The organism is Pseudooceanicola sp. LIPI14-2-Ac024 (assembly GCF_042188925.1).
Lineage (GTDB): Bacteria > Pseudomonadota > Alphaproteobacteria > Rhodobacterales > Rhodobacteraceae > Pseudooceanicola.
This window is the reverse complement of record NZ_CP170102.1, coordinates 3,556,793-3,581,995: the sequence shown is the minus strand read 5'-3', so window position 1 is coordinate 3,581,995 and position 25,203 is coordinate 3,556,793. Positions and strand designations below refer to the sequence as shown.

Here is a 25,203-nt window from a genome sequence, read left to right as displayed (position 1 = left end):
ACGGGATTGTCCATGCGCCCGGCTGCCGCTACCGTCGCGCGCGGACGGGACAGGAGTGTGTCATGGAAAATTGGCTGTGGATGAGCGCGGGCGAACTGGGCCGCGGAATCGGCGCGGGGGAAATCGACCCGGTGGCGCTGACCGAGACCTACCTCGAGGCGATCGACGGCCATGACGCACGCGACCGAATTTATACCGTCGTCACCCATGACCGCGCCCGGGCCGAGGCCGCCGCCGCGTCGCACCGGGCCAAGCACGGCATCCGCAAGTCGATCCTCGACGGCGTGCCGATCTCGTGGAAGGACCTCTTTGATAGCGCGGGCGTCGCGACGGAAGCCGGCAGCGCCCTGCTGGAAGGCCGGGTGCCCGCGGCCGACGCGCGGGTGCTGGCGACCGCGACCCAGCTTGGCACCGTGTGCCTGGGCAAGACGCACATGTCGGAACTGGCGTTTTCCGGGCTGGGGCTGAACCCGATCACCGCGACCCCGCCGAACGTCAACGATCCCAGGGCAGTGCCGGGCGGGTCGTCGTCGGGCGCGGCGGCCTCGGTGGCGTTCGGCCTGGCCGCCATGGGCATCGGATCGGACACCGGCGGGTCGGTGCGCATCCCCTCGGCATGGAACGACCTGACCGGGCTCAAGACGACGACGGGGCGCGTGTCGCTCGACGGGGTGGTGCCGCTGGTCAAGAGCTTCGACACCGTCGGACCGCTGTGCCGGAGCGTCGAGGACTGCGCGCTTGGCCTGGCGGCGCTGGAGAACGGGCGGGCGCCCGACCTGCGGGGCGCCGACATTTCCGGCGCGCGGATCGGCGTGTTGCAGACCTTGGCGCTGGACGAGGTCCGGGCCGAACCGATGGCGGGGTTCGACAAGGCCCGCGCGGCGCTGGAAAAGGCGGGCGCGGTGCTGGAGCCCTTTGAGCTGCCCGAGGTGGCCGAGGCGAACGGGATGTCGGGCATCCTCTTCACCTCGGAGGCCTATGGCCTCTGGCGGGACGTGATCGAGGCGGCGCCGGACAAGATGTTCCCCGAGATTCGCGACCGCTTCCGCGGCGGGGCCAGCCACATGGCCGCCGATTTCGTCGCCGCCTGGGAACGGCTGCACGAGATCCGGGCGCTCTGGGCCGTGAAGACGGCCGGATATGACGCCGTGATCCTGCCGACCGCGCCGATCCTGCCGCCGGATGCCGAACGGCTGCTGGCCGATCACGACTATTACGTCGCGGAAAACCTGCTGGCCCTGCGCAACACCCGCGTCGGCAACCTGATGGGCCTCTGCGCCCTCAGCCTGCCGACCGGCGTGCCGTCCGCCGGGCTGATGATCCTGGGCCGTCCGGGGGGTGAGGAAGCCCTTCTGCGGCTTGGAAAAGGGGCCGAATCGGCAATGTCCTAAATGCCACAACAGCCTTGTCCAGCGCTTTAGGTTACTGGACGAAGTTGCTGTCGGACGTTAATTTTCGGGCAAACGGGGCGAACAACGACCCCGGACCCAGAGGCAGTTCATGATTTTCCCCGAGCGGTTTTCGAACCTACCGGCCTATGCATTCCCGCGCCTGCGTGCGCTGCTTGACCCGCATCCCGCGGGGGGCCCCGTCGCGAACATGACGATCGGCGAGCCGAAGCACCCGTTCCCGGACTGGGTGCCCGAGGTGCTGGCCGCGAATGTCGAGGGATTCGCCTCTTACCCGCCGAACGACGGATCGCCGGAACTGCTGGACGCGATTTCCGGCTGGGTCGGGCGGCGCTACGGCGTCGACTTCGACGCGCAAAGCCGCGCGATGGCGCTGAACGGCACACGCGAAGGGCTCTACAACGTCGCCATGGCGCTCTTGCCCGAGGAAAAGCGCGGCAAGCGACCCGTGGTGCTGATCCCGAACCCGTTCTACCAGGTCTACATGATCGCGGCGATTTCCGTGGGGGCCGAGCCGGTCTTCGTGAACGCGACCCGGCAGACCGGCTTTCTGCCCGATTACGGATCGCTGCCGGCCGAGATCCTCGACCGCACCGTCGCGGCCTATATCTGCACCCCCGGCAACCCGCAGGGCGCGGTGGCCGACGCGGGCTACTGGAAGGACCTTCTGGCGCTGGCCGAGAAGCACGATTTCCGAGTCTTCTCGGACGAATGCTATTCCGAGATCTACCGCGGCGACACCGCGCCGATGGGCGTTCTGACGGCGGCCGAGGCCGCAGGCGCCGACCCCGAGCGGGTGACGCTTTTCCAGTCGCTGTCGAAGCGATCGAACCTGCCGGGCCTGCGCGCGGGCTTCATCGCGGGCGGGGCCGAGAGCATCAGGCGGGTGCGCCAGTTGCGCGCCTATTCCGGCGCGCCGATGCCGCTGCCGCTGCAGCGGGTGGCCGAACGCGCCTGGTCGGACGAGGACCACGTGATCGCCAACCGCGCGCTCTATGCCGAGAAGTACGCCGTGGCGGACGAGATCATGGCGGGCGTGCCGGGCTATGCCGGTCCCGACGGCGGCTTCTTCCTGTGGCTGCCGGTCGAGGATGGCGAGGCGGCGGCGCTGAAGCTCTGGACCGAGGCCGGGGTGCGGGTCCTGCCCGGCGCCTATTTCGGCCAGCCGGTCGACGGGGAAAACCCCGGCAAGCACTACATCCGGGTCGCCATGGTGGCCCCCAAGGACGAGATGGCGGCGGCGCTCATGCGCCTGCGCGGCTGTCTGTATGAATGAGGAAACGCGACATGGCATACCAGACGCGGGGCCGCGACCCCCTGTTCGACAGCAACGTGCAGGCCGCGATCGAAAAGCGCGGCAAGGAACTTGTCGGTGTGCTCCTGCTGGCGGCGGGGGTGATCCTGACGCTGGCCTTCGCCTCGTATTCCCCGAATGACCCGTCCTGGGTGTCGGTGACGGACCAGCCGGTGCAGAACTGGCTGGGCCGCTTCGGCGCCGGGCTGTCGGCGCCGGTGTTCATGATCCTCGGCATGGGCGGCTGGGGCATCGCGGTGCTGACCGTCGTCTGGGGCGCGCGCCTGGCGCTGCACAAGGGCGAGGACCGCGCGCTGTCGCGGCTGGTCTTTGCGCCGATCTGGATCGTGCTGCTGTCGGTCTATGCCTCGTCCCTGGTGCCGAGCGACGACTGGTCCCATTCCTTCGGCCTGGGCGGGCTGTTCGGCGACACCGTGCTGGGCACGCTGATCGGCGTCGCCCCGGTGAGCGCGACCGCCGGGCTCAAGGTCCTGTCGCTGGTGATCGGTGCCGCGATGGCGGTGATGGGGCTCTTCGTTCTGGGCTTCACCCGGCTGGAGCTGAGCCGGATGGCCCGCTACGCCGTCTATGCCGTGGTGCTGGCCTATGTCGGGGTCACCAAGGTGATCGGACGCGGGGCGCAGGCCGGCTGGTCGGGCGCCGTGGCCGCCAAGGACGGCTACCAGGACCGCCGCGCCACCCGCCGCGCCGAGGCCCAGGCCCGCGCCGCCGAGATGGCGGACGAGGTGATCTATGACGAGGACGACTATTACGAGGAGGCGCCGCAGGCATCGTTCCGCGAGCGTCTGAGCGGGATTGTCCGCCGCCCCGCCGCGGCCGAGGCCGATCCCTGGGATCACGTGCCGCCGCATTACGAGGAGCCGCCGCTGCGCAGCCCCGCCCCGCAGGCGCAGGCCCCGATGCCGCGCCTGGGTGGCGTGACCCGCACCGCCGCGCCCGAGCCGGTGCAGTACGACGAACCGGAATACGAGGCCGTCATCGAACGCCCGCAACCCGCGCGCGCCGGGTTCCTGAGCCGCCTGCCGTCGATGATCCGCCGCCCCGAGCGCGGCGCGGGCCCGGCGCCCTATGCCGAGGCCGACGACTATGACATGGACGCCGACGTGCCCGCGGACGACCGGATCAAGGCCAAGATCGCCGACGCGGTGCGCCAGCGCGCCCGGACGTCGGCCCGCGTGACCTCTCCGATCCTGCAGCCGCTGACCAAGGGCCGCGGCCGGGGGCCGGACCCGCTGGTACTGGGCAACAACTCGCGTGCGGAACCGCCGCTGACGGCGGGCATGGCCCCCTCCCCTGCCCCGCAGGTGATGGCGCAGCCCGCCCCCGCGCCGGAGCCCGAGCCGGTGCAGGCCTACGCGGCCGAGGACGATTACGACGACGGCTACTACGCAGACGACGAAGCGGGTTGGGAGCCGGAACCGGCCCCCGCCCCCGTCGCCCCGCGCCCGGCGCCGATCCCGGTCGCCAGCGCCGAGCCCGCGCGCCGCGTGGTGCAGCCCGCGCCCAAGAAGGTCGCGCCCTCGACTCGCGCCCGCGCCGAGGCGCAGCCGGCGCTGCAGTTCGAGGAGAGCTATGCCGATTTCGACCTGCCGCCGCTGAACCTGCTGTCGGACCCGGCCAACATCAAGCGCCACCACCTGAGCGACGACGCGCTCGAGGAGAACGCGCGGATGCTGGAAACCGTGCTGGACGACTACGGCGTGAAGGGCGAGATCGTCAGCGTCCGCCCCGGCCCCGTCGTCACCATGTACGAGCTGGAACCGGCGCCGGGCCTCAAGGCCAGCCGGGTGATCGGCCTGGCCGACGACATCGCGCGGTCGATGGCGGCGCTGTCGGCCCGTGTCTCGACCGTGCCGGGCCGTTCGGTCATCGGGATCGAACTTCCGAACGACAACCGCGAGATGGTCGTCCTGCGTGAAATCCTGGCCGCCCGCGAATTCGGCGACAGCGCGATGAAGCTGCCGCTGGCGCTTGGCAAGGACATCGGCGGGGAACCGATCGTCGCGAACCTGGCCAAGATGCCCCACCTGCTGATCGCGGGGACCACCGGGTCGGGCAAGTCGGTCGCGATCAACACGATGATCCTGTCGCTGCTCTACAAGCTGACGCCCGAGGAATGCCGGTTGATCATGATCGACCCCAAGATGCTGGAACTCAGCGTCTACGACGGCATCCCGCACCTGCTGTCGCCGGTGGTGACCGATCCGAAGAAGGCGGTCGTCGCCCTCAAGTGGGTCGTGGGCGAGATGGAAGAGCGGTATCGCAAGATGTCCAAGATGGGCGTGCGGAACATCGACGGCTACAACGGCCGCGTCGCCGACGCGCTCGGCAAGGGCGAGATGTTCTCGCGCACCGTGCAGACGGGGTTTGACGACGAGACCGGCGAGCCGGTGTTCGAGACCGAGGAAATCCAGCCCGAGAAGATGCCCTATATCGTCGTCATCGTCGACGAGATGGCCGACCTGATGATGGTCGCGGGGAAAGAGATCGAGGCCTGCATCCAGCGCCTGGCGCAGATGGCGCGGGCCTCGGGCATCCACCTGATCATGGCCACGCAGCGCCCCTCGGTCGACGTCATCACCGGCACGATCAAGGCGAACTTCCCGACCCGGATTTCCTTCCAGGTGACGTCGAAGATCGACAGCCGCACCATCCTGGGCGAGATGGGCGCCGAACAGCTGCTGGGCCAGGGCGACATGCTCTACATGGCCGGCGGCGGGCGCATCCAGCGCTGCCACGGCCCCTTCGTCAGCGACGAGGAAGTCGAGGAGATCGTGAACCACCTCAAGGCCTACGGCCCGCCGACCTACGTGGGCGGCGTCGTCGAGGGCCCGGCCGAGGACCGCGAGAGCGACATCGACGCGGTGCTCGGCCTGTCCACGGGCGGCAACACCAACGGCGAGGACGCGCTTTATGACCAGGCCGTGGCGGTGGTGATCAAGGACCGCAAGTGTTCGACCTCCTACATCCAGCGCAAGCTGGGCATCGGCTACAACAAGGCCGCGCGCCTCGTCGAGCAGATGGAGGAAGAGGGGCTGGTGTCGCCCGCCAACCACGTCGGCAAGCGCGAGATCCTGGTGCCCGAGCCGCAGTGAGGCGCCGGACCACGCGAGATCGGAAAGGGGGCTTCGGCCCCCTTTTCTTTGGCCGCATCGGAATCGAAGCGCCCGGCGGCCCGGCCGCGGGGTACCGGAAACCTCGCGCCCCACACGCTGGCGCAGGCCGCCTGAGCAGAACTCCGCCGGAACCCATACGCCGATGTGATGGTTGGACGCTGGTGCGAAACGGACCGAAGGACTATTTCTGAGACATGCTGAAACGCCTCGCCCTTGCCCCCGCCCTGACGCTCGCCCTCGCCGCTCCGGCCTGGGCGGACAAGATCCCGCTGGCCGACATCTCGTCCTACCTGAACGGCATGAAGACGGCCGAGGCCGACTTCACCCAGGTGAACGACGACGGCTCGATCTCGACCGGGACGCTCTACATCAAGCGGCCGGGCCGGGTTCGGTTCGAATACGACAAGCCCGACGACACGCTGGTGATGGCGGGCGCGAACACGGTGGCGATCTTCGACAACAAGTCGAACACCGGCCCCGCGACCTACCCGCTGTCGCGCACGCCGCTGTCGATCATCCTGGCCGAGAACGTGGACCTGGGCCGCGAGCGCATGGTTACCGGCCACACGTCCGACGACAAGACGACGACGGTTCAGGCACAGGATCCGGAGCATCCGGAATACGGCAATATCCAGCTGGTGTTCACCGACAGCCCGACCGAGCTGCGGCAATGGGTGATCACCGACGACGCGGGTGCCAAGACGACGGTGATCCTGGGCGACCTGCGCACCGGGGTGAACATCCCCGACACGCAGTTCAACATCGAGATGGCCAAGACCCAGCGGGCGCCCGAGCGCCGCTGAGCCGAAGGGTCAGCGGCGGCTGCAGGTCTGCAGCTGCACGCCGTAGGTCAGCGCCCGGGTCTGCACGTTGTCGGCCACCGCCAGCAGCCAGGTCTTGGACTGGTAGCTGCCGCGGGCAAAGCCGGCGTGACCGTCATGGTAGGCCAGGTACTGGTTGCGCACGTCGTTCATGCCGATGCCGAGCTTGGCGTTCGACTTGGCCATGTACCAGCCCATGAAATCGGTCGCGTGCTTGATGTTGTCCCGCTTGGCCCGGCGGTTGCCGGTCTCGCGCTTGTAATCCTCCCAGGTGCCGTCGAGCGCCTGGCTGTAGCCATAGGCCGAGCTTTGCCGGCCCATCGGGATGATCTTGAGCGCGTAGGTGTGCGGGGTGCGCGCGTTGCCGATGAACTTGCTTTCCTGGTGGATCATCGCCATCAGGACCTCTGGCCGCACGCCATACCGGCGCTCCACGTCCTTGAACGCGCGAAGATACTTGGGCCGCTCCTTCACGATACTGCAGGCGTTTTCCAGGTCGCGGGGCGGTTCGTACCGCCCCCCGCCGCAGGATGCGACCAGCAATAAAATCATGGCGGCTCGGAGGATTCTGCTCATCTGCCTCTCGCCCACTCGGTCTTGTTTTATGTCGGCCTTTCTGGCCGTTGGGACCATGATACCGGATTTTGCCAGCCGGGAAAATCACGTTTTCCCCAGATCGGCGGCGCCTAGAGCACGGCGGCGAGGATCAGCGGAAGGTAGATGACCGAGGCCAGCGTGGACGCGACCACGAGGCCCGCGACCGCGCCGGAATCGGCACCGTACTTTTCCGCCAGCAGGAACGAGGTCACGGCCACCGGGGTCGCGATCTGCACCACCAGCACGGCAAAGGCCACGTCGTCGAGACCGAAGGCGCGGCCCAGCACCCAGGCCACCCCGACGCAAAGCACCACCTTGAGCACCGAGAGCACCGTCGCCCGCGCCATGTGGCCGGGGTGCAGCCGCGCCACCGCGACGCCGAGGGTGATCAGCATCAGCGGGATGGCCATCTGGCCGGTCAGTTCCAGCGTGTTGGTCAGCCAGCGCGGCGTGTGCCAGCCCTGCCAGAGGAAGATGCCGCCGAGGATGGTGGCCCAGAGCAGCGGTTCCTTCAGCGCCCGCACGATCGAGCCGCCGCCCGAGACCACCCAGATACCGAAGGTGAAGGACCAGAGCGCCATGATGGCAAAGACCACCACCGCGTAGGACAGCCCCTGTTCGCCAAAGGCAAAGAGCGCCAGCGGCAGGCCGAGGTTGCCGGTGTTGCCGAAGATCAGCGGCGCGAGGTAGGTGCGCATGTCGAGCTTGCCGATCCAGAGCACCAGCGCGGTGACCACGGTCAGCACGGCATAGGCGGCGATGGCGGCGTAGGACAGCGCGGCCAGCGCCTCGGGCTCGATCTCGGTCCGCATCAGGGCGGTGAAGATCAGGCAGGGGACCGAGAGCGTCATCGCCAGCCGGGTGACGAATTCGACCCGGTATTCGAACCCCAGCCTGACCCAGACGAAGCCGACGCCGGCCAGAAGGAACACGGGTGCCACGATCTCGAGCACTGTCAGGGCGAGGTTCACAGATTGTTTCCCCTATTTTTCGATACGAAATTGGACATTTACCGGAAAGTCACGGTATTCATAGGCCCAAGGGGCTGCAACACGATGCTGAAAGCACGCGCGAAATATAATCTTGGGCAGGTGCTGCGGCACCGCAAGCACCCCTTTCGCGGGGTGGTTTTCGACGTGGACCCCGAGTTCAACAACACCGACGAGTGGTACGCCGCGATCCCCGAGGACAGCCGTCCTTCGAAGGAGCAGCCGTTCTACCACCTGCTGGCCGAGAACGATCAGAGCTACTACGTCGCCTATGTCTCGGAACAGAACCTGGTCGAGGACTACTCGGGCGAGCCGGTGGATCACCCGGACATCCCCGATCTCTTCGGGCCGTTCACCGACGGGTATTACCCGCTGCATTTCCAGCTGAACTGAGCGCCGGGTGCGGGTGGGGTGGACCCCCGCCCCACGTGCGTGTCGGGATTGGTCGGGGCGCCGCCCGGCGTGACGGCGCATCTGCGCAGGGTGGGGTTTCACCCCACCCCGGCAATTTCCCATCAGTACCCGATCGCGCAGCCGTCCTTGCGCGGATCGCTGCCCGCCATCAGGACGCCGTCGTCGCGGATGTGGATCGCCTGGGCACCGCCGATGGCCTCGTCCGGGGTGCGGACATCGTGGCCGAGGGCGGCCAGCGCGGCGCGCGTCGCCTCGGGGTAGCCGCGCTCCACGTTCAGCACGCCATCGGTTGCGAAGCAGCGCGGCGCGTCGATGGCGGCCTGCGGGTCGAGGCCGAAGTCATGCACGTTGGTGGTGAAGCGGGCGTGGCCGGTGCACTGGTAGGCGCCGCCCATCACGCCGAAGGGCATCACCACCCGGCCGTTGTCGCGCAGCATGCCGGGAATGATCGTGTGCATCGGCCGCTTGCCCGGCGCCATCTCGTTCGCGTGGCCCTTCTGCAGGGAGAACCCGGCGCCGCGGTTCTGCAGCAGGATGCCGAACTTCTCGGACGCGATGCCCGAGCCGAAGCCGTGGAAGATCGAATAGATCAGCGACACCGCCATCCGGTCCTTGTCGACCACGGTGATGTAGATCGTGTCCTTGTGCACCGCCTCGCTGGTCTGCGCGGCCGAGGCCATGGCGCGTTTCGGGTCGATCAGGGCCGCCAGTTTCTCGGCCGTCGCGTCCGACAGCATGTGGTCGAGCCGGGTCATGTGATCGGGGTCCGACAGGAACCGGTCGCGCGCGTCGTAGGCGAGCTTGGTCGCCTCGGCCTCGATATGCGCGCGTTCGGGCCCCCATGGGTCCATGCCCGCGATGTCGAATTTCGACAGGATGTTCAGCAGCAGGATGGCGGTCGCGCCCTGGCCGTTCGGCGGATGCTCGAGCAGTTCGATGCCGCGGTACATGCCGCTGATCGGTTTCGTCGGCGTCGCCTCGACCCCGGCGAAATCCTCGAGCGTCTGGGGGCCGCCAAGCGCCTGCAGGGTGGCGACCATGTCCTCGGCCACCTCGCCCTCGTAGAAGGCGGAGGCGCCTTCGCGGGCGACGCGGCGCAGCACCTCGGCCTGGCCGGGGGCGCGGAAGAGCGTGCCGACCTTGGGCACCTCGCCGTTCGGCAGGAAGTGGCGGCGCGCGGTCTCGTTCAGGGTCTTGTGCTTGTAGGCATAGTCCCAGGCGACGCGGGGGGCGACGGGCACGCCGGCCTCGGCATGGCGGATCGTCGGCTCCAGCACCGCGTCGAGGCCGAGCTTGCCGTAGGTTTCGCTGAGGCGGCAGAAGGCGTCGATGGCGCCCGGCACGGTCACCGCCCAGGGGCTTTGCAGCGGCACCTTGTCGTGACCCTGGTCGCGCAGCACCTGCGCCTCGGCACCGGCCCCGGCCCGGCCCGAACCGTTCAGCGCCTCGACCTCGGCCCCCGGACCGCGCGAGACCAGCGCGAAGAGGTCGCCGCCGATCCCGGTCATCGCGGGTTCGCAGAGGCCCAGCAGCACGGCCCCGGCGATGGCGGCGTCCATGGCGTTGCCGCCGCGGTTCAGGACGGCGACCGCTTCCTGCGCGGCGAGCGGGTGCGAGGTGGAAGCGATGCCGTTGAGGGCGAGGACCGGCGAACGGCCGGGCAAGTGAAAGTCACGCATTGAGGATCTCCCTGTTCGGGCGCGATCCTAGTCAGACGGCGCGCGTCGTCCAGAGGCCTTTGCCCTGAGACAGGCGGCGGGTCGGGGGATGTGGGGGAGGTCGGGCTGCATAGTACCTCGACGTCGCGCACTGGGTGGGGGCTGTTTGGAACGCGACGCCGAGGGAAGCCATATGCAGCTACAGGTCCTGTTATGACGCTGCATTCGGACGGAACTTCGCTGTGATTTGGGCATTTTGGTGATCGATGCGGGCGATCCGACGACAATGCCCATTCGGACCGGGATCGCGTTACCGATTTGGCAACAATCTGCGTTCCATGCCGGTGTCGTTCCCGCGTGGGGATCGAAACAGGCCGGCGGGAGGAAAGAGGGATTCGACCGCAGAGTCGCGCTGAGGATAGAGTTATCCACAATATTTCAGCAGCTTAGATGACGTCGCGCCATCTTGGGACGATGATTCCATGCGACAGCGGACGGAATGTGAGGCCGCGTGGGGCGGAATTGTCGTTTCCGGTTGCGATCCGGCTGATGCAGCCCCGATCAGCCGACCCTGAGCGCCATGCCGACCGCAATCCGGAAGGTCAGGATGTTTTCGCCGCCTTCGCGCCGGTAATCGATGTCGCGGGCGATGTCGCGGATGATGAACCAGCCGAAACCACCCTCGGGCATGTCGATCATGGCGTTGCGGCCATCGGCCAGGTCGCCCAGCGGGATCTCGCCCTCCGGCATCGGGTCGCCACGGTCGCGTATCCGGACCCAGAGCCCGTCGGGGGCGCGTTGGCACTGGACGTCGACCCAGCCGCCCTGCGCGCCGTAGGCGTGTTCGACGACATTGTTCAGCACCTCGGCCAGCACCAGTTCGACCGTGCCGCGTTCCTCGTGTTCGAGCCGCAACGGCCTGAGGTCGCGCATGATCGCGGCCAGCGCCTGGCGCACGGCAATCGGGGTGGCCGAGAAGGCGAGCCGCACCTCGGCATCGTCGGCGCCGGTCAGCGGGGGAACCGGGGCGCCGCCCATCTCAGCCTGCATGGGTCCGCAGCGCGTCGTCCACGCCCGCGTGCACCGGAAAGACCGAATCCATCCGTGTGAGGCGGAACACCCGGTCGACATTGGTCTGCATGGCGGCCAGTTCCAGCCTGCGGTCGTCCCCCAATTCCTTCATCACGGCGACGATGGCGCCAAGGCCGCTCGAATCGATGAAGACCACCTGCGCGAGGTCGAGCACCACCCGCCCCGTGCCGTTGGCCGTCACCTCGCGCATAGCGTCCTTGAACTGGATCGCGGCGGCCGCGTCGATCCGGTCCTCGTTGACCGAGACGACCAGGATGCCGTCCTCTTCCCGCGCCGTAACGTGCATGTGCCAGCTCCGTTCGCACCTCGTGTAGCTGGCAGGCTAGACGCCAATCCTTACCATTCGGTATGCAGGGGCCAGACCGAGGAGGATCGGACATGCAGGATGTGGTCATCGCGGGCGCGGCCCGTACCGCCATGGGCGGGTTCCAGGGGGTGTTCGCCGGCGTTCCGGCGGCCGAGCTGGGCGGCGCGGCGATCCGCGCGGCGCTGGCGCAGGCGGGCGTCGCGACGGTGGACGAGGTGCTGATGGGCTGCGTCCTGCCTGCGGGCCAGGGCCAGGCCCCGGCGCGGCAGGCGGGTTTCGCGGCGGGGCTGGGCGAAGAGGTTCCGGCCACGACGCTGAACAAGATGTGCGGCTCGGGCATGAAGGCGGCGATGTCGGCCTACGACCAGCTCGCGCTCGGCCAGAACTCGGTGATGGTCGCGGGCGGGATGGAGAGCATGACCAATGCCCCCTACCTGCTGCCGCAGATGCGCGGCGGCGCGCGGATCGGGCACCAGCAGGCCGTCGACCACATGTTCCTCGACGGGCTGGAAGACGCCTATGACAAGGGCCGCCTGATGGGCACCTTCGCCGAGGATTGCGCCGAGGCGTTCCAGTTCACCCGCGAGGCACAGGACGACTATGCCCTGCGGTCGCTGTCGAACGCCCTTGAGGCCCAGGCCTCGGGCGCCTTCGCGGACGAGATCGCGCCCTTCACCGTGACGAGCCGCAAGGGCGAGACGGTGATCGCGGCCGATGAGCAGCCCGCCAGCGCCCGGCCCGAGAAGATCCCGACGCTGAAACCCGCCTTCCGCAAGGACGGGACGGTGACGGCGGCCAACTCCTCGTCGATCTCGGACGGGGCGGCGGCGCTGGTCATGGCCTCGGGCGCGACGGCCAAGGCGCGCGGGCTGAACGTGCGGGCGAGGGTGCTTGGACACGCCAGCCACGCGCAGGCGCCGGGCCTCTTCACCACCGCCCCCGTGCCGGCCGCGCAGAAGCTGCTGCGCAGGCTGGGCTGGACGGTGGCCGATGTCGACCTGTGGGAGGTCAACGAGGCCTTTGCCGTGGTGCCGATGGCCTTCATGCAGGAGATGGGGCTGTCGCGCGAGGTGGTGAACGTGAACGGCGGCGCCTGCGCGCTTGGCCACCCGATCGGCGCCTCGGGCGCGCGGATCATCGTCACGCTGCTGAACGCGCTGGAAACCCGAGGGCTGACGCGCGGGGTGGCGGCGATCTGCATCGGCGGGGGCGAGGGCACCGCGATCGCGATCGAACGGGTCTGAGACGCCGCAGGGCCGCGATTTCCGCGGCCCGCATCTTGCCAATCGGTTGATATTCAACGCCTCATGCCCGCGGGGGCGGATCCGTTGCGACGGAGAGGGAGGTCTTGATGGGAAAACTCGGGATATTCGGCGGGCTGGTGCGCCTGCTGCTGCCGGCGGGCGCGATCGGCATGCTCTACGGCGGCCGCCTGCCCGAGGTGGCGGGGCGCCGGATCGACCCCAAGGCGCAGGCGCTCCTGGACCTGATCGTCGCGGTGCGCGGGCCGAACCCGCTGACCACCGTGGCCGACAGCCGGGTGCAGATGGCCGGGTTCGTCGAGAAGTTCGACCTGCCCGGCCCTGCCGAGGTGCGCCGCGAGGCGGGGGAACTGCCGGGGGCCGAGGGGTATCGCGCGGCGCGGGTCTATTACCCGCCCGCCGCGAAACCGGCGGCGACGCTGCTCTACTTCCACGGCGGAGGTTGGGTGCAGGGCAGCATCGACACCCATGACGCGCTCTGTGCCAAGCTGGCGGCGCAGGCGGGCGTGCGGGTGATTTCCTACGACTACAGGCTGGCGCCCGAGGATCGCTTCCCCGCGGCGCCGGACGACGTGCTGGCGGCCTACCTCGGACTGGTGTCGGGCGAGGAGGAGCTGCGGGCGGACCCCGCGAAACTGGTGGTCGGCGGCGACAGCGCGGGGGCGAACCTGGCGGCGGGGCTGATGCACGACCTCGTCGCGGGCGGCCACCCGCTGCCCGCCGGGCAGATCCTGGTCTACCCGGCGGTGGACGGGCGGATGACCTCGGACTCGATGCAGGCGCTGGCGGACAACGCGCTGCTGCCGCGCGACCGGATGGAATGGTACCTGGACAATTACCTGCCCGCCGGGCACGACCGGCAGGACCCGCGGTTCTCGCCGCTGTTCTCGGACCACCTGGCGGGGCAGCCGCCGGCGCTGATCCTGGTGGCGGGGCACGATCCGCTCTGGGACGACGGGCAGGCCTATGCCAGCCGCCTGCACGGTGCGGGGGTCGAGGTCGAGGTGGCGGAGTACCCCGGCCAGATCCACGGCTTCCTCAATTTGACCAAGGTGCAACCCGAGGGCACGGTTGCGATCGCCGGGCTGGCCCGCTGGCTGAGCGGGCGGCTGCACGGCTGAGCGCCCGCGGGCGGGCGGAAAGGACAACGATGCTGGATGGAACCTGCCTCTGCGGCGCGTGCCGCTTCACGGTCGACGGGCCGGTGACGGCCGCCTCGGCCTGCCACTGCAGCCAGTGCCGCAAGACATCCGGCCATGTCTGGGCCTCGGCCCGGGCCCCGCAGGACGCGGTGCGGATCGAGGGGCCGGTCAGCTGGTACGCCTCATCGGCCGCGGCCGAGCGCGGGTTCTGCCCGCGTTGTGGGGCCTCGATGTTCTGGAGGGCGCACGGAGAGGATCATGTGAGCTTTGCGCTTGGCTGCATCGACGGTCCGACCGGGCTTCGGCTGGAGAAGCACATCTTCTGCGCCGACAAGGGCGATTACTACGACATCGCCGACGGGGTGCCGCGGTTCGTCTGACCGTGCCGGGCGCAGGGAGTGGAATCCCGGGCCCGCAATCGCTATCTGGCGGGGATGGACGACTACTGCCCCCCGACCGACCCGCTCGACGTGATCCACGAGGACCACGAACTGCTGGTGGTGAACAAGCCCTCGGGCCTGCTGTCGGTGCCGGGCCGGGGCGAGCATCTGGCCGACTGCCTTCTGAGCCGGCTCGAGGCCGCGTTTCCCGGCGTGCTGCTGGTGCACCGGCTGGACCGCGACACGTCCGGCGTGATGGTCTTTGCCCTGACGCCGCATGCGCAGCGCCACCTGGGGCTGCAGTTCGAACATCGCCGCACCAAGAAAACCTATGTCGCGCGGGTTTCGGGCGAGATGGCCGAGAAGTCGGGCACCGTGGACCTGCCGCTGGCGGTGGACTGGCCGAACCGGCCCAAGCAGCATGTCGATCACGAGAACGGCCGCCCGGCGCAGACCGACTGGCGGGCGCTGAAGGTGGGGGATGGCGAGACGCGGGTGCGCCTGCTGCCGCGCACCGGACGGAGCCACCAGTTGCGTGTGCACATGGCGGCGCTCGGCCACCCGATCCTGGGCGATCCGTTCTATGCCGAGGGCCCGGCGCGCGACGACCATCCCCGCCTGATGCTGCATTCCGAGGAACTGCGGCTCCTGCACCCCGACGGCGGGCGTGGCATGGCCTTTCGGTCCAAGGCGCCGTTCTGAGGGCTTGCCCCGGGGTCGGGAGCGGATAGCCTGCGCCTGACCAACGCCGGGGAGCGCACATGCCGCACGATTACGACAAAGGCCGCCTGAACCTGCCCTTCGTGGGCATCCCCACCTTTGCAAAGTCCCCCTACGAGCCGGACTGGAGCGCCATCGATGCCGATGTCTGCATCCTGGGTGCGCCCTTCGATGCCGGAACCCAGTGGCGGACCGGGGCGCGTTTCGGGCCGCGCGCGATCCGCGAGGCGTCGACCCTGTTCAGTTTCGGGCATGCCGGGGCCTACGATTTCGAGGACGACGTGACCTACCTCGACGGTGCCCGGATCCTGGACCTGGGCGATGCCGACATCATCCACACCGACACGACCGGCAGCCACCGCAACATCGAGGCCGGGGTGCGCGCCATCCTCGACGCGGGCGCGCTGCCGGTGGTGCTGGGGGGCGATCATTCGGTGTCGATACCGGCCATCGCCGCCTTCGAGGGCCGGGGTGACCTGCACGTGGTGCAGATCGACGCGCATCTCGATTTCGTCGACGAGCGGCACGGCGTTCGGTTCGGCCACGGCAACCCGATGCGCCGGGCGGCCGAGCGGGATTTCGTCACCGGCCTGACGCAGGTGGGGATCCGCAACGTCTCGTCCACCGCGAAGGAGGGCTATGCCGACGCGCGCGCCATGGGATCGACCATCGTGTCGGTCCGGCAGGCGCGAAAGCTGGGGACGGAGGGATTGCTGGCACTGGTGCCCGACGGCGCGCGCGTCTACTTGACCATCGACATCGACGGGTTCGACCCCTCGATCGCGCCCGGCACCGGCACGCCGTCGCACGGCGGTTTCCTCTACTACGAGATGCTCGAGTTCATCGCCGGCCTGGCCCGGCGGAACGAGGTCGTGGGCATCGACCTGGTCGAGGTTGCACCGGATCACGACCACAGCCAGTGCACCGCGATCCTTGCGGCGCAGCTGCTGCTGAACACCATCGGGCGGGTGCTGCACGCGAGGACGTGACCGGGACGCGCCGCGCGAAGCGATTGGCCTTTGTCCGCGGCGGGGGTATGCACGGGGAAAGCGAGAGGACCATCCATGACGCCCGAAGAGATCGCCCGCCTGCCCTACCGCCGCAATGTCGGCGTGATGCTTGCCAACCGCGACGGACAGGTCTGGGTCGGACAGCGGCTGGATTACGCGGGCGAGGCCTGGCAGATGCCGCAGGGCGGGATCGACGAGGGCGAGGATGCCCGCGCCGCCGCCCTGCGCGAGCTGGAGGAAGAAACCGGCGTCACCGCCGACATGGTCACCGTCGAGGCCGAGAGCGCCGGCTGGCACGCCTATGACCTGCCGGCCGAGCTGATCGCGAAGCTCTGGAAGGGGCGTTACCGCGGGCAGCAGCAGAAGTGGTTCCTGATGCGGTTTCACGGCCGCGACGAGGACATCGACATCGTTACCGAACATCCGGAGTTCTCGGAATGGAAATGGATCGACAGGGCAGACCTGATCGGGGCCATCGTGCCCTTCAAGCGTGCGGTCTACGAGGCCGTGCTGGCCGAACTGGGGCCGCGGCTCTCGCCGCGCTGACGCTGGCCTTGCCGGTAGCGGGCCCGGCGCTGGCGCTGTCCTGCGCGCGGCCCGACGTGACGCGCAGCTTCCAGGAGGCCGCGGCGGCCGAGACGGCCTATGTCATCGTGCACGGCACGCTCGACTTCGACGCCGCGGCGCTGCCCGAACAGGACCTGACCCAGCCAGGACCCGAGAGCACGCCCGTCGCCGCGCGGATCGAGGGCCTTGCCCTGACGCCCAAGGGGTTTTCGATCCCGTTCGACCAGCCGGTGACGCTCGACGTGCAGTGCCTGGGGCCGTGGTGCGCCGGGGCAGAGCCCGGGTCGGACGTGCTGGCCTTTGTCGAACGGGACGACACCGGCTTTACCCTGCGGCTGTCGCCCTGCCCCGGCACGGCGTTCTTCGCGCCGAGCGCGGCGGACCTACAACGGGTGACCGCCTGCCTTCAGGGCAGGAACTGCGAGACCGAGAGCTGACCTGAACGGGCGCGGTCGAGCTGCACGTTGATCGCCGCGCCCAGCAGGATCGAGATCGCGCTGACGAAGAGCCAGATCAGCAGCGCGATGGCGGCGCCGATAGAGCCGTAGACCTCGTTGATGCTGCCGAAATTCGTGAGGTAGATCGTCAGCCCCCAGGATGACACGAACCATAGCGCGATCGCCACGCCGGCCCCGGGGGTGATCCATTTCAGCCGCGCGTCCTTGGTCGTGTTCGGCCCGTAGCGGTAGAGCAGCGCCAGCCCGGCGAGCAGCACGCAGATCACCCCGATCCAGCGGCCAAGCTCGACCAGGACGCCGGTCATCTGGCCGGGCGGAAAGATCCGCAGGAAGATCGGCAGCGCCAGCAGCAGGACCAGCGAAACGACGGCAACCCCGAAGAGCGCCAGCGTAAGCAGCGCGGCGGTGGCGTAGTGCCGGACGCTGCCGCGCCGGGCGTAGCCGTGGATCATGTTGAGCCCGATGATCAGCGCGGCCACCCCCGCGCGGGCCGACCAGATCGCCAGCAGGAGCGAGACCAGACCGGTCAGCGTGAGCTTGTCGGGGCTGGTCTGCAGAAGGGCGGTGACCTGCCCGACGATGATCGACAGCACCTCTTCGGGAATGATGTGGTCGAGCATCTCGATCTGCCGCATCAGGACGTCGGGATCGGCCAGCAGGCCCCAGACGGCGATCAGCGCGGCCAGCGCCGGAAAGAGCGAGAGCATGGCGAAGAAGGCGACGCCGGCAGCGACCAACATCATGTTCGCCTCGGGGATCAGGGCGACGGCGCCGACGCAGGCAATCCACCAGGCGCGCAGGCCTGTGGCCCCCTCGGGCGCGGTCGGGCCAGCCTGGCCGGCGTCACCCGTCATGCGGGCCCCGGCCGGTGGCGCGGGGCCGCATCAGGCCTCAGGCGCTGCGGGCGGTCGACCGCGGCCCGGCGATCAGCCAGATCAGGAAGCCGAGGACCGGCAGGATCACGACGAGAAGGACCCATAGCACCTTTTTGCCCGTGGAAGTGGCCGAGCCGATGATGGACACGATGGCCCAGATGTCCAGTGCAAGAATGATGAGGCCACCAAGGCCGCTGAGCTCCAGCATGTGCGTTCTCCGGTTTGATATCCGCGTTGTATGACGCCGGATCAACCGCCGTGCGGGCGCAAGGTTCCCGCGGGGGCGCAGGGTGTTCTGACAACTGGGAGGGAGGATATGGCTGGCGGGGTACTGAGGTAAATCGGGGACGTGCACCCCGCCAGGCCATGGAGGCCGGTCCGAGGACCGGTTGCGGATGAAACGCGGGTGCCGCCGAAAGGTTCCCGCTGCGGTGCAAAATTTTCGCGGGAACGATCCCGGGGCTGGCGGCGTTTGAAATCCAGACCGCGCCACCACGGGGTGGCGTCAGATACGTAACTGAAATGAAAGGAATTTCCCATGCTTTGGTGGGCTGCCTGTTTCCTTGTCATCGCTCTCGTTGCCGCTGTTTTCGGCTTTGGCGGGATCGCATCGGCTTCGGCCGGTATTGCTCAGGTCCTGTTCGTGATCTTCATCGTGCTCTTCATCGTCGCGATGATTGCACGCGCCGTGCGCGGCCGGACTCCTTGAAAGAGCAACGCCCGTCGCACAGGCGGGCGAAACGTCTGAAATGAAAGAGGGTGGCCCCGACAGGAGCCACCCTCTTTCATGTCGTGGGGCTGCGGTGCGGCGGGTCAGCCGTGCAGCGTCTCGGTCGAGGCAAAGAACATCGCCTGGCTCGCGGCCAGCCTGATCTGCTCCTCGGTGTAGGGCTTGGTGATCAGGAAAGCCGGTTCCGGCTTTTCCCCGGTCAGCAGGCGTTCCGGGAAGGCGGTGATGAAGATCACCGGCAGGTCGCCCAGTTCGGCCAGCAGGTCGTTCACCGCGTCGATGCCCGACGAGTTGTCGGCCAGCTGGATGTCGGCAAAGATCAGGTCCGGACGCTCGGCCTTGCCAAGCGCCACCGCCTCGGCCCGGGTGCGGGCGACGCCGGTCACCGCGTGGCCCATGTCGGCGACGATGCTCTGCAGGTCCATGGCGATGATCGCCTCGTCCTCGATCACCATGACCTTGCCGGTCACGCTGTCGGACAGCTCCTTCTGGGCGATGCGGACCAGCTCCTCGGCCTCGGCCTCGCCCACGCCCATGATCTCACCGACCTGGGCAAAGTTGAATTCCTCGATCGTATGCAGCAGCAGCGCCTCGCGCGTGTTCGGCGTGAGACGCTTGAGGTGGGACTGCGCACGGGCCTTGAGCCCGGTCTCTGCCTCTTCGACCGGCGAGCCCGAGCTGGTCCAGATCGCGTGGAAGGCGCCGAACAGGGCGACCTTGGTCGATTTCGACCGGTCGACGAGGTTCGGGTCTTCCAGCATCGCCTCGAGCGTGGCGGCCGCGTAGTTGTCCCCGGAGTCCTGGCTCCCTGTCAGGGCGCGTGCATAACGTCGCAGAAACGGAAGCTCTTGCGCCACATTGGTGACGAAATCTTCGGTAGCTACGGGTTGGTTCATGGAAACGTGCACCTTTTTCGATTTTTCTGGGAACCAAACACCCCGGCCCGCGTTTAGTTCCGAAATTTTTGATACGCACCGACACAATCGACAAGGGATCATGGCGCACGACAGCGAAAATGACAACGTTCGACGGCAGATCGACGAGAACCTGAGGCGCGTCTACCAGGAGAAGGTCGAGGAGCAGCTTCCCGACCGCTTCAAGCAACTGCTTGATCAACTGAAAGCGCAGGAACCGAACGGCGGCCAAAAATGACCGCAAAGGATCCGCGCGACGCGATCGTCGATCACCTGCCGGCCCTGCGGGCGTTTGCAATGAGCCTTTGCCGCAACTCAGCGCAGGCCGACGACCTGGTGCAGGACACCGTCGTCAAGGCCTGGACCAAGTTCGACAAGTTCCAGCAAGGCACCAACCTGCGCGCCTGGCTCTTCACCATCCTGCGCAACACCTTCTATTCGAGCCGCCGCAAGGCGCAGCGCGAGGTGGCGGACGTCGATGGCGTGTTCTCGGCCAACCTGGCGTCCAAGCCCGACCATGACGGGCGGCTGGCGCTGAAGGACTTCGAGGTGGCATTTGCGCAACTGCCCGACGAGCAGCGTGAAGCGCTGGTGCTTGTCGGCGCCTCCGGCTTCTCCTACGAAGAAGCCGCCGAGATGTGCAAATGCGCCGTCGGCACGATCAAGAGCCGCGCCAACCGCGGCCGTGCAAAGCTGGCCGAACTGCTGCAGCTGGACGACAGCGAGAGCATGGAGCTGACCGACCAGTCGACGATGGCCGTTCTTGCGGCCAACGCACGGTCCGCCAGCTGAGATGACCGCCCTATGCGGAAACGCCTGTTCGACAGCCTCGGGACCCGGGTCGTGGCGATGCTCTCCATCGCCCTTCTCCCCGTGGGCCTCATCTCGCTCTACCAGACAAGCCATGTGATCCGGCAGGCGGACGAGCTGTCGCGGTCTGCCCTGATCGGGCTGGCGCTGTCCTCGACCGAAAGCCAGAGCGACCTGATTCACGAAGGCTTTGCCGCCGCCCGGGTGCTGGGCGGCGCGCTGGTGCCGATCCGCGACGACGCCGAGGCCTGTTCCGAGCTGATGCGCGGCTTCGTGCGTGCGCACCCGGCCTATTCGCAGGCGATCTACGTGCAGAACGATGGCCAGTCGCTCTGCAACTCCGAGGGCAAGCCGGTCGACCTTAGCTCCTCGAAAACCTACCAGAAGATGCAAGAGGAACCTCGGCGGCAGTTCAACTTCGTCGAGACCGGCAAGGTCACCGGCGGTCCGGTGGTCCTGATCTCTCAGCCTGTCTACGACGAGATGACGCTGATCGGCCATGTCAGCCTGTCGCTCCCGCGGGAGAACATCCAGCTGGAGCCCAGCTATGTCGAGGGGCGGCATCCGCTGAACGTGATCACCCTGAACGGCGACGGCGACGTCATCATGGCGCCGGGCGACATCGAGACGGCCAAGGCACAGCTGCCCGCATTCCGCGACCTGACCTCGTTCCTCTATCGCCGGGCCACGACCTTCGTCGCCGACGACCGCACCGGCAAGGAACGCATCTACTCGGTGGTGCCGATCATCCCCGGTGTCGCCATCGCCTTCGCGGTGTGGGAGCCGACGGAACCCGCGGCCAACGGCCCGCTGATGGCGCGCGCGGCGCTGGCCTTTCCGATCCTGATGTGGGCGATCAGCCTCGTCGTGGCCTACATCGCCGTGCACCGGCTGGTGCTGCGCCACGTCCGCGCCCTGCGCCGCAAGATGCGCGATTTCAGCACCGACGGCATCAGCTACCACGCGCCCGGAACCATCGGGTCGGACAGTGCGCCGGCCGAGCTGAAGCAGATGGAAGAGGCGTTCGACACCATGGCCGAGCGGATCGTGCGCGACACGGCCGAGCTGGAAAACAACCTCCACGAAAAGAACGTGTTGCTGAAGGAGGTCCACCACCGGGTGAAGAACAACCTCCAGCTCATCGCCTCGATCATGAACATGGAGATCCGCAAGGCCCGCGCGGCCGAGACCGGATCGACCCTCAAGCGGGTGCAGGACCGGGTGCTGGGCCTCGCCACCGTGCACTCCAACCTCTACCACACCTCGCGCCTCGCCTCGCTCAGGGCCGACAGCCTGCTTCACGACATCCTCGGGCAGACGCTGAAATCCGCCCTACCCGACGGCGCGGTCGAGGTCAGCATCGAGACCGACGAGATCATCCTCTACCCCGACCAGGCGGTGCCGCTGTCGCTCCTCGCGACCGAGGCGGCGACCAACGCGGTCAAGTACCTCGGCCAGCCGGCGGAGGGCACGAAGCCCTGGGTACGGGTGACACTGAAGCGGACCGATGCCGGCCATTTCGCGTTCCGGATGGAAAATTCGCGCGGGACGCCCCTGCACCTGCAGGGCGACGTGCCGGACGGCACCGGCCTCGGCAACCAGCTGATCGACGCCTTCGCGATGCAGCTGGGATCCCGCGCCGAGGTCAGCGAGGACGACAAGAGCTACGCCCTGACCGTCGAGGTCAAGGTCAAGGGCTTCGGCGCAGAGAGCGACGCGGCGGCCTAGGTCAGACCCACTTGGCCAGCGGCGGCAGCGACATCAGCACGGCATTGGCGTCGTGCCCGGTCTGCAGCCCGAACTTCGTCCCCCGGTCATAGACCAGGTTGTATTCGGCATAGAGCCCGCGGTGCACCAGTTGCACGTCACGCTCTGCCGCGCCCCAGTCCATCCCCATCCGGCGTTCGACGAGCGGGACATAGGCCGGCAGGAACGCCTCGCCCACGTCCCGGATGAAGGCAAAGTCCGCCGCCCAGTCTCCGGTGCAGTGATCGTCGAGGAAGATGCCGCCGACTCCGCGCGCCCGGCCGCGGTGCGGGATGTAGAAATACTCGTCCGCCCAGGCCTTGAACCGGGGATAGAGATCGGCGCCGTGGCGGTCGCAATGTTCCTTCTGCACGGCATGGAAATGCGCCGTGTCCTCGGCATACTCGATGCAGGGGTTCAGGTCGGAGCCGCCGCCGAACCACCAGCCGTGCGGGGTCCAGAACATGCGGGTGTTCATGTGCACCGCCGGGGCGTGCGGGTTCTGCATGTGCGCGACGAGGGAGATGCCGCTGGCCCAGAACCGCGGATCGTCCTTCATCCCCGGCAGCCCGGTGCGCGCCGCCATCGAGGCCTGCGCCGCCTCGCCCAGTTCGCCGTAGACGGTCGAGACGTTGACGCCGACCTTCTCGAACACCCGGCCGCCGCGCATCACGCTCATCAGCCCGCCGCCGGCATCGCCGCCGTCCGGCGCCGCGCGCCGGGTCTCGGTCACCTCGAACCGGCCCGGCGTGCCGCCCGCCTTGTCCTCGAGCCCCTCGAAGGCCGCCACGATCCGGTCGCGCAGTTCGCGGAACCAGCCTGCCGCCCGCGCCTTTTCGTCCAGCATTTCGCTCATCCCGGCCTCCGCATCGCCTTCATCATCGGTCGGCACGCGGATACCCCCCGCGACCGGCCGGCCACAAGTCCCCCTGCTTCACCTTTGCGAAAATACTCCCGCCCGCGGCCACGGCCGCGGCGGACCCGATGCCCGCGCCGGGAGTTCGTCGCGCGAGGGGCCGGGCGAGGCGCGGGCCCGGTCAGTGCGCCGGTGCGTGCACCGGGTCGATCAGCGTGCGCCCGCCGTCAAGCGTCATGATCTGCCCGGTCATGAAGCCCGAGGCATCGCCAGCCAGGTACTGCACAGCCTCGGCCAGTTCGCCGGCGGCGGCGATCCGGTGCATCGGCGTGCAGCTTTCGATCTCTTCCCGGAACTCGCCGTTTTCCTTCAGCGCGTTCTGCAGGCTGGCCGACATGACCGACCCGAAGGCGACCGCGTTCACCCGGATCCGGTGCGGCGCCAGCGCCACCGCCATCGACCGGGTCATCTGGTCCAGCGCGGCGGTCGAGATCGAGTATCCCAGCAGGTCGGGGTTGGCGCGGCGTGCGGCGATCGACGACAGGTTGATGATCGACCCGGCCGGGCCGTCGGTCTGGCCCTCGGCCTGCTTGATCATCCGCTTGGCGACGCTCTGGCTGAGGCGCAGGGCGGTCATCAGGTTCTGCTGCAGCAGGAACTCGACCTCGTCCGCATCGGGGTTCAGCGCCTCGGACGGACGGATCGACCGCGAGGCATTGACCAGGATGTCGACCCGGTCGAAGGCGTCGATCGTGGCCGAGAGCAGGTTCGCGACGGTCAGCTTCTCGCGCAGGTCGCCGGCGAAATAGCGGATGTTGTCGTCCTCGGTCTGCTCGCCCAGCTCTTCGACCAGACGGTCCTCGTCGATGTCGGCAAAGACGACGTTCGCCCCGCGGTCCGCAAAGTGGCGGGCGATGGCCAGCCCGATCCCGTTGGCGGCACCCGTCACGATGGCGGTGCGGCCCGCGATGGAAAACGACATGGGTCTCTCCCCGTTTGGCGTTCGGTCAGGTTACGCGATCGCGCCGCAGGTGGCGAGCGGTGAGGGTCGCGGTCAGGATCTTGAACCTATTGTCACCGCCGGCCTCTTCGACAGTGCCGAATGCGGCGCGGATCACGTCTTCGTAGGGCAGATGCCGGTTTGCCACGATCCAAACACGCCCGCCCGGCCGGAGCATCTCGGCGGCGGCCCGGATGAAGCCCTGCCCGATGCCGGGATCGGCCGCGCGGCTCTGGTGGAACGGCGGGTTCGAGATCACCCAGTCGCAGGCCGCGCGCGGTTTCCAGCGGGTCGCGTCGGCCCAGTGGAACTGGGCGCGCGGGTCGGTGACATTGGCGCGGGCACAGGCCAGCGCGTCGTGATCGGCCTCGACCAGGTCGAGGTGCGTGACACCCTCGCGCGCCAGGACCTGCGCCGACAGGTAGCCCCAGCCGGCGCCCAGATCGGCGCCGCGGCCGGACAGCTTTTCTGGCAAGCTCTCGGCCAGCAGGGCCGAGGCCGGGTCGATCCCGTCGGCGGAAAAGACGCCGGGCGCGGTGACCCAGCCGCCGGGCAGGGTCTGCGGGCCGGTCACGGCCCAGTCGGCGAAATCGCCGCCCTCGAACCAGAAGAGCTTGCCATGGGCCTTGTTCATCGGCCCCTGCACCGGGACACGCTTGCGCACCGCCTTGAGGATGGAATCGACACCGTCGGTCTTGGTCCCGTCGATCACGACGGGGCCGTCCGTCACGGCGGCCGCCTGTGCGACCAGCGCCTGCGCCAGTTTCTTGGCCCTCGGCAGGAAGACAAGCGCCGCGGCGAAGTCGCCCTCGGCGGTCACCGCACAGTCGAAGCCTTCGGCGGCGAAGGCGTCATGGTCGGGTGCAAACGTGGTGACGATGTTGACGCGGTCGCGCGGAAGCGCCGACAGGTCCTGCCCGGCGCGTGGCGCCAGGACGGCGATCCGCCCGGCTTCGGGAAGCCGAAGCCCGCCCTCGGTCAGGGCCAGTTCCAGACGTGGCGCGGACATCGCCCT

The 25,203-nt window shown here is 68.4% G+C and carries 27 protein-coding genes; 16 read left to right on the top strand and 11 right to left on the bottom strand.

Translation table 11 applies throughout. The annotated features are described in order from the left end of the window. The first annotated feature begins 62 nt into the window (after positions 1–62). The 4 genes from ACE2AC_RS17540 (at position 63) to ACE2AC_RS17525 (ending at position 6,643) form a co-directional block, all read left to right on the top strand. The gene (locus tag ACE2AC_RS17540; protein ID WP_375688718.1) at positions 63–1,391 is read left to right on the top strand and encodes an amidase; all 1,329 of its coding nucleotides are present in this window, start codon (positions 63–65) and stop codon (positions 1,389–1,391) included. A gap of 109 nt (positions 1,392–1,500) precedes the next feature. Then, positions 1,501–2,685, top strand: a complete 1,185-nt coding sequence (locus ACE2AC_RS17535) for an aminotransferase class I/II-fold pyridoxal phosphate-dependent enzyme (protein WP_375688716.1) — start codon at positions 1,501–1,503, stop codon at positions 2,683–2,685. An 11-nt stretch (positions 2,686–2,696) separates the two neighbouring features. Continuing rightward, positions 2,697–5,819: a DNA translocase FtsK 4TM domain-containing protein gene (locus ACE2AC_RS17530; protein WP_375688714.1), complete on the top strand. Its 3,123-nt coding sequence runs from the start codon at positions 2,697–2,699 to the stop codon at positions 5,817–5,819. Between the two features lie 215 nt (positions 5,820–6,034). Next, complete coding sequence (locus ACE2AC_RS17525) at positions 6,035–6,643, top strand: outer membrane lipoprotein carrier protein LolA (protein ID WP_375688712.1); 609 nt, start codon at positions 6,035–6,037, stop codon at positions 6,641–6,643. 9 nt (positions 6,644–6,652) lie between these two features. On the opposite strand, the gene ACE2AC_RS17520 is transcribed toward ACE2AC_RS17525, so the two are convergent. Both ACE2AC_RS17520 and ACE2AC_RS17515 read right to left on the bottom strand, forming a co-directional pair. Then, on the bottom strand, positions 6,653–7,237 hold the full coding sequence (locus ACE2AC_RS17520) for a transglycosylase SLT domain-containing protein (RefSeq protein WP_375688710.1): 585 nt from the start codon (positions 7,235–7,237) through the stop codon (positions 6,653–6,655). Between the two features lie 110 nt (positions 7,238–7,347). Then, a complete protein-coding gene (locus ACE2AC_RS17515) occupies positions 7,348–8,229 on the bottom strand; it encodes an AEC family transporter (RefSeq protein WP_375688708.1) in 882 nt (293 codons plus the stop codon). Positions 8,230–8,313: 84 nt separating this feature from the next. Here ACE2AC_RS17515 and hspQ point away from each other — a divergent pair, with 84 nt between their 5' ends. Further along, positions 8,314–8,640 carry a heat shock protein HspQ gene (hspQ, locus tag ACE2AC_RS17510; protein WP_375688707.1) on the top strand — a complete coding sequence of 109 codons (327 nt, stop codon included), beginning with the start codon at positions 8,314–8,316 and terminating at the stop codon, positions 8,638–8,640. Between the two features lie 122 nt (positions 8,641–8,762). Here the strand turns inward: hspQ and ACE2AC_RS17505 are convergent, their stop codons facing one another. The 3 genes from ACE2AC_RS17505 to ACE2AC_RS17495 all read right to left on the bottom strand — a co-directional run bounded on the left by ACE2AC_RS17505 (position 8,763) and on the right by ACE2AC_RS17495 (position 11,697). Then, positions 8,763–10,340 (bottom strand): gamma-glutamyltransferase family protein, encoded by a 1,578-nt coding sequence (locus ACE2AC_RS17505; protein ID WP_375688706.1) that lies wholly within the window; start codon positions 10,338–10,340, stop codon positions 8,763–8,765. A 540-nt stretch (positions 10,341–10,880) separates the two neighbouring features. Beyond that, on the bottom strand, positions 10,881–11,369 hold the full coding sequence (locus tag ACE2AC_RS17500) for an ATP-binding protein (protein ID WP_375688705.1): 489 nt from the start codon (positions 11,367–11,369) through the stop codon (positions 10,881–10,883). Next, positions 11,359–11,697, bottom strand: a complete 339-nt coding sequence (locus ACE2AC_RS17495; RefSeq protein WP_375688704.1) for an STAS domain-containing protein — start codon at positions 11,695–11,697, stop codon at positions 11,359–11,361. Before ACE2AC_RS17495 ends, ACE2AC_RS17500 begins: the two co-directional genes overlap by 11 nt. A 92-nt stretch (positions 11,698–11,789) precedes the next feature. Between ACE2AC_RS17495 and ACE2AC_RS17490 the strand changes: the two genes are divergently transcribed. The 7 genes from ACE2AC_RS17490 to ACE2AC_RS17460 all read left to right on the top strand — a co-directional run bounded on the left by ACE2AC_RS17490 (position 11,790) and on the right by ACE2AC_RS17460 (position 17,236). After that, complete coding sequence (locus tag ACE2AC_RS17490; protein ID WP_375688703.1) at positions 11,790–12,962, top strand: thiolase family protein; 1,173 nt, start codon at positions 11,790–11,792, stop codon at positions 12,960–12,962. Between the two features lie 107 nt (positions 12,963–13,069). After that, complete coding sequence (locus tag ACE2AC_RS17485; protein WP_375688702.1) at positions 13,070–14,101, top strand: alpha/beta hydrolase; 1,032 nt, start codon at positions 13,070–13,072, stop codon at positions 14,099–14,101. Positions 14,102–14,130: 29 nt separating this feature from the next. Beyond that, positions 14,131–14,502, top strand: coding sequence for a GFA family protein (locus tag ACE2AC_RS17480; RefSeq protein WP_375688701.1), 372 nt, complete (start codon positions 14,131–14,133; stop codon positions 14,500–14,502). A 54-nt stretch (positions 14,503–14,556) separates the two neighbouring features. Continuing rightward, positions 14,557–15,204: an RluA family pseudouridine synthase gene (locus ACE2AC_RS17475; RefSeq protein ID WP_375688700.1), complete on the top strand. Its 648-nt coding sequence runs from the start codon at positions 14,557–14,559 to the stop codon at positions 15,202–15,204. Positions 15,205–15,263: 59 nt separating this feature from the next. After that, positions 15,264–16,211 (top strand): agmatinase, encoded by a 948-nt coding sequence (gene speB / locus ACE2AC_RS17470; RefSeq protein ID WP_375688699.1) that lies wholly within the window; start codon positions 15,264–15,266, stop codon positions 16,209–16,211. Between the two features lie 75 nt (positions 16,212–16,286). After that, the gene (locus tag ACE2AC_RS17465) at positions 16,287–16,778 is read left to right on the top strand and encodes an RNA pyrophosphohydrolase (RefSeq protein WP_375688698.1); all 492 of its coding nucleotides are present in this window, start codon (positions 16,287–16,289) and stop codon (positions 16,776–16,778) included. Between the two features lie 8 nt (positions 16,779–16,786). Further along, entirely contained in the window at positions 16,787–17,236 is a 450-nt protein-coding gene (locus ACE2AC_RS17460; RefSeq protein ID WP_375688697.1) for a hypothetical protein, read from the top strand. Here ACE2AC_RS17460 and ACE2AC_RS17455 read toward each other — a convergent pair. Next, positions 17,206–18,111, bottom strand: coding sequence for a YihY/virulence factor BrkB family protein (locus tag ACE2AC_RS17455; RefSeq protein WP_375688696.1), 906 nt, complete (start codon positions 18,109–18,111; stop codon positions 17,206–17,208). The genes ACE2AC_RS17460 and ACE2AC_RS17455 overlap by 31 nt on opposite strands. Before the next feature lie 37 nt (positions 18,112–18,148). Continuing rightward, positions 18,149–18,340 carry a PLDc N-terminal domain-containing protein gene (locus ACE2AC_RS17450; protein WP_375688695.1) on the bottom strand — a complete coding sequence of 64 codons (192 nt, stop codon included), beginning with the start codon at positions 18,338–18,340 and terminating at the stop codon, positions 18,149–18,151. 330 nt (positions 18,341–18,670) lie between these two features. Here ACE2AC_RS17450 and ACE2AC_RS17445 point away from each other — a divergent pair, with 330 nt between their 5' ends. Continuing rightward, a complete protein-coding gene (locus ACE2AC_RS17445) occupies positions 18,671–18,841 on the top strand; it encodes a DUF1328 domain-containing protein (protein WP_375688694.1) in 171 nt (56 codons plus the stop codon). Between the two features lie 104 nt (positions 18,842–18,945). Here ACE2AC_RS17445 and ACE2AC_RS17440 read toward each other — a convergent pair whose 3' ends face one another. Then, positions 18,946–19,758: a response regulator gene (locus ACE2AC_RS17440; protein ID WP_375688693.1), complete on the bottom strand. Its 813-nt coding sequence runs from the start codon at positions 19,756–19,758 to the stop codon at positions 18,946–18,948. A gap of 100 nt (positions 19,759–19,858) precedes the next feature. Between ACE2AC_RS17440 and ACE2AC_RS17435 the strand changes: the two genes are divergently transcribed. The 3 genes from ACE2AC_RS17435 to ACE2AC_RS17425 are packed head-to-tail and all read left to right on the top strand — an operon-like array spanning position 19,859 to position 22,314. Continuing rightward, positions 19,859–20,014: a NepR family anti-sigma factor gene (locus tag ACE2AC_RS17435; RefSeq protein WP_375688692.1), complete on the top strand. Its 156-nt coding sequence runs from the start codon at positions 19,859–19,861 to the stop codon at positions 20,012–20,014. After that, on the top strand, positions 20,011–20,568 hold the full coding sequence (locus ACE2AC_RS17430) for an RNA polymerase sigma factor (protein ID WP_375688691.1): 558 nt from the start codon (positions 20,011–20,013) through the stop codon (positions 20,566–20,568). Before ACE2AC_RS17435 ends, ACE2AC_RS17430 begins: the two co-directional genes overlap by 4 nt. A gap of 12 nt (positions 20,569–20,580) precedes the next feature. Beyond that, positions 20,581–22,314 (top strand): sensor histidine kinase, encoded by a 1,734-nt coding sequence (locus tag ACE2AC_RS17425; protein WP_375688690.1) that lies wholly within the window; start codon positions 20,581–20,583, stop codon positions 22,312–22,314. Position 22,315: 1 nt separating this feature from the next. Here the strand turns inward: ACE2AC_RS17425 and hemF are convergent, their stop codons facing one another. The 3 genes from hemF to ACE2AC_RS17410 form a co-directional block, all read right to left on the bottom strand. Next, positions 22,316–23,188: an oxygen-dependent coproporphyrinogen oxidase gene (hemF, locus tag ACE2AC_RS17420; protein WP_375688689.1), complete on the bottom strand. Its 873-nt coding sequence runs from the start codon at positions 23,186–23,188 to the stop codon at positions 22,316–22,318. A 181-nt stretch (positions 23,189–23,369) separates the two neighbouring features. Then, the gene (locus tag ACE2AC_RS17415; RefSeq protein WP_375688688.1) at positions 23,370–24,170 is read right to left on the bottom strand and encodes an SDR family NAD(P)-dependent oxidoreductase; all 801 of its coding nucleotides are present in this window, start codon (positions 24,168–24,170) and stop codon (positions 23,370–23,372) included. A gap of 25 nt (positions 24,171–24,195) precedes the next feature. Beyond that, on the bottom strand, positions 24,196–25,197 hold the full coding sequence (locus ACE2AC_RS17410; RefSeq protein ID WP_375688687.1) for a class I SAM-dependent methyltransferase: 1,002 nt from the start codon (positions 25,195–25,197) through the stop codon (positions 24,196–24,198). Positions 25,198–25,203 lie beyond the last annotated feature (6 nt).

What these genes read in the sequence shown, in the direction of transcription:
- ACE2AC_RS17520 (WP_375688710.1), bottom strand. Translation starts at nt 7,237, where the DNA reads ATGAGCAGAATCCTCCGAGCCGCCATGATTTTATTGCTGGTCGCATCC.
- ACE2AC_RS17535 (WP_375688716.1), top strand. Translation starts at nt 1,501, where the DNA reads ATGATTTTCCCCGAGCGGTTTTCGAACCTACCGGCCTATGCATTCCCG.
- ACE2AC_RS17500 (WP_375688705.1), bottom strand. Translation starts at nt 11,369, where the DNA reads ATGCAGGCTGAGATGGGCGGCGCCCCGGTTCCCCCGCTGACCGGCGCC.
- ACE2AC_RS17440 (WP_375688693.1), bottom strand. Translation starts at nt 19,758, where the DNA reads ATGAACCAACCCGTAGCTACCGAAGATTTCGTCACCAATGTGGCGCAA.
- ACE2AC_RS17435 (WP_375688692.1), top strand. Translation starts at nt 19,859, where the DNA reads ATGGCGCACGACAGCGAAAATGACAACGTTCGACGGCAGATCGACGAG.
- ACE2AC_RS17415 (WP_375688688.1), bottom strand. Translation starts at nt 24,170, where the DNA reads ATGTCGTTTTCCATCGCGGGCCGCACCGCCATCGTGACGGGTGCCGCC.
- ACE2AC_RS17450 (WP_375688695.1), bottom strand. Translation starts at nt 18,340, where the DNA reads ATGCTGGAGCTCAGCGGCCTTGGTGGCCTCATCATTCTTGCACTGGAC.
- ACE2AC_RS17445 (WP_375688694.1), top strand. Translation starts at nt 18,671, where the DNA reads ATGCTTTGGTGGGCTGCCTGTTTCCTTGTCATCGCTCTCGTTGCCGCT.
- ACE2AC_RS17480 (WP_375688701.1), top strand. Translation starts at nt 14,131, where the DNA reads ATGCTGGATGGAACCTGCCTCTGCGGCGCGTGCCGCTTCACGGTCGAC.
- hspQ (WP_375688707.1), top strand. Translation starts at nt 8,314, where the DNA reads ATGCTGAAAGCACGCGCGAAATATAATCTTGGGCAGGTGCTGCGGCAC.
- ACE2AC_RS17530 (WP_375688714.1), top strand. Translation starts at nt 2,697, where the DNA reads ATGGCATACCAGACGCGGGGCCGCGACCCCCTGTTCGACAGCAACGTG.
- hemF (WP_375688689.1), bottom strand. Translation starts at nt 23,188, where the DNA reads ATGAGCGAAATGCTGGACGAAAAGGCGCGGGCGGCAGGCTGGTTCCGC.
- ACE2AC_RS17525 (WP_375688712.1), top strand. Translation starts at nt 6,035, where the DNA reads ATGCTGAAACGCCTCGCCCTTGCCCCCGCCCTGACGCTCGCCCTCGCC.
- ACE2AC_RS17430 (WP_375688691.1), top strand. Translation starts at nt 20,011, where the DNA reads ATGACCGCAAAGGATCCGCGCGACGCGATCGTCGATCACCTGCCGGCC.
- ACE2AC_RS17475 (WP_375688700.1), top strand. Translation starts at nt 14,557, where the DNA reads ATGGACGACTACTGCCCCCCGACCGACCCGCTCGACGTGATCCACGAG.
- ACE2AC_RS17425 (WP_375688690.1), top strand. Translation starts at nt 20,581, where the DNA reads ATGCGGAAACGCCTGTTCGACAGCCTCGGGACCCGGGTCGTGGCGATG.
- ACE2AC_RS17490 (WP_375688703.1), top strand. Translation starts at nt 11,790, where the DNA reads ATGCAGGATGTGGTCATCGCGGGCGCGGCCCGTACCGCCATGGGCGGG.
- ACE2AC_RS17455 (WP_375688696.1), bottom strand. Translation starts at nt 18,111, where the DNA reads ATGACGGGTGACGCCGGCCAGGCTGGCCCGACCGCGCCCGAGGGGGCC.
- ACE2AC_RS17505 (WP_375688706.1), bottom strand. Translation starts at nt 10,340, where the DNA reads ATGCGTGACTTTCACTTGCCCGGCCGTTCGCCGGTCCTCGCCCTCAAC.
- ACE2AC_RS17465 (WP_375688698.1), top strand. Translation starts at nt 16,287, where the DNA reads ATGACGCCCGAAGAGATCGCCCGCCTGCCCTACCGCCGCAATGTCGGC.
- ACE2AC_RS17485 (WP_375688702.1), top strand. Translation starts at nt 13,070, where the DNA reads ATGGGAAAACTCGGGATATTCGGCGGGCTGGTGCGCCTGCTGCTGCCG.
- speB (WP_375688699.1), top strand. Translation starts at nt 15,264, where the DNA reads ATGCCGCACGATTACGACAAAGGCCGCCTGAACCTGCCCTTCGTGGGC.
- ACE2AC_RS17410 (WP_375688687.1), bottom strand. Translation starts at nt 25,197, where the DNA reads ATGTCCGCGCCACGTCTGGAACTGGCCCTGACCGAGGGCGGGCTTCGG.
- ACE2AC_RS17540 (WP_375688718.1), top strand. Translation starts at nt 63, where the DNA reads ATGGAAAATTGGCTGTGGATGAGCGCGGGCGAACTGGGCCGCGGAATC.
- ACE2AC_RS17495 (WP_375688704.1), bottom strand. Translation starts at nt 11,697, where the DNA reads ATGCACGTTACGGCGCGGGAAGAGGACGGCATCCTGGTCGTCTCGGTC.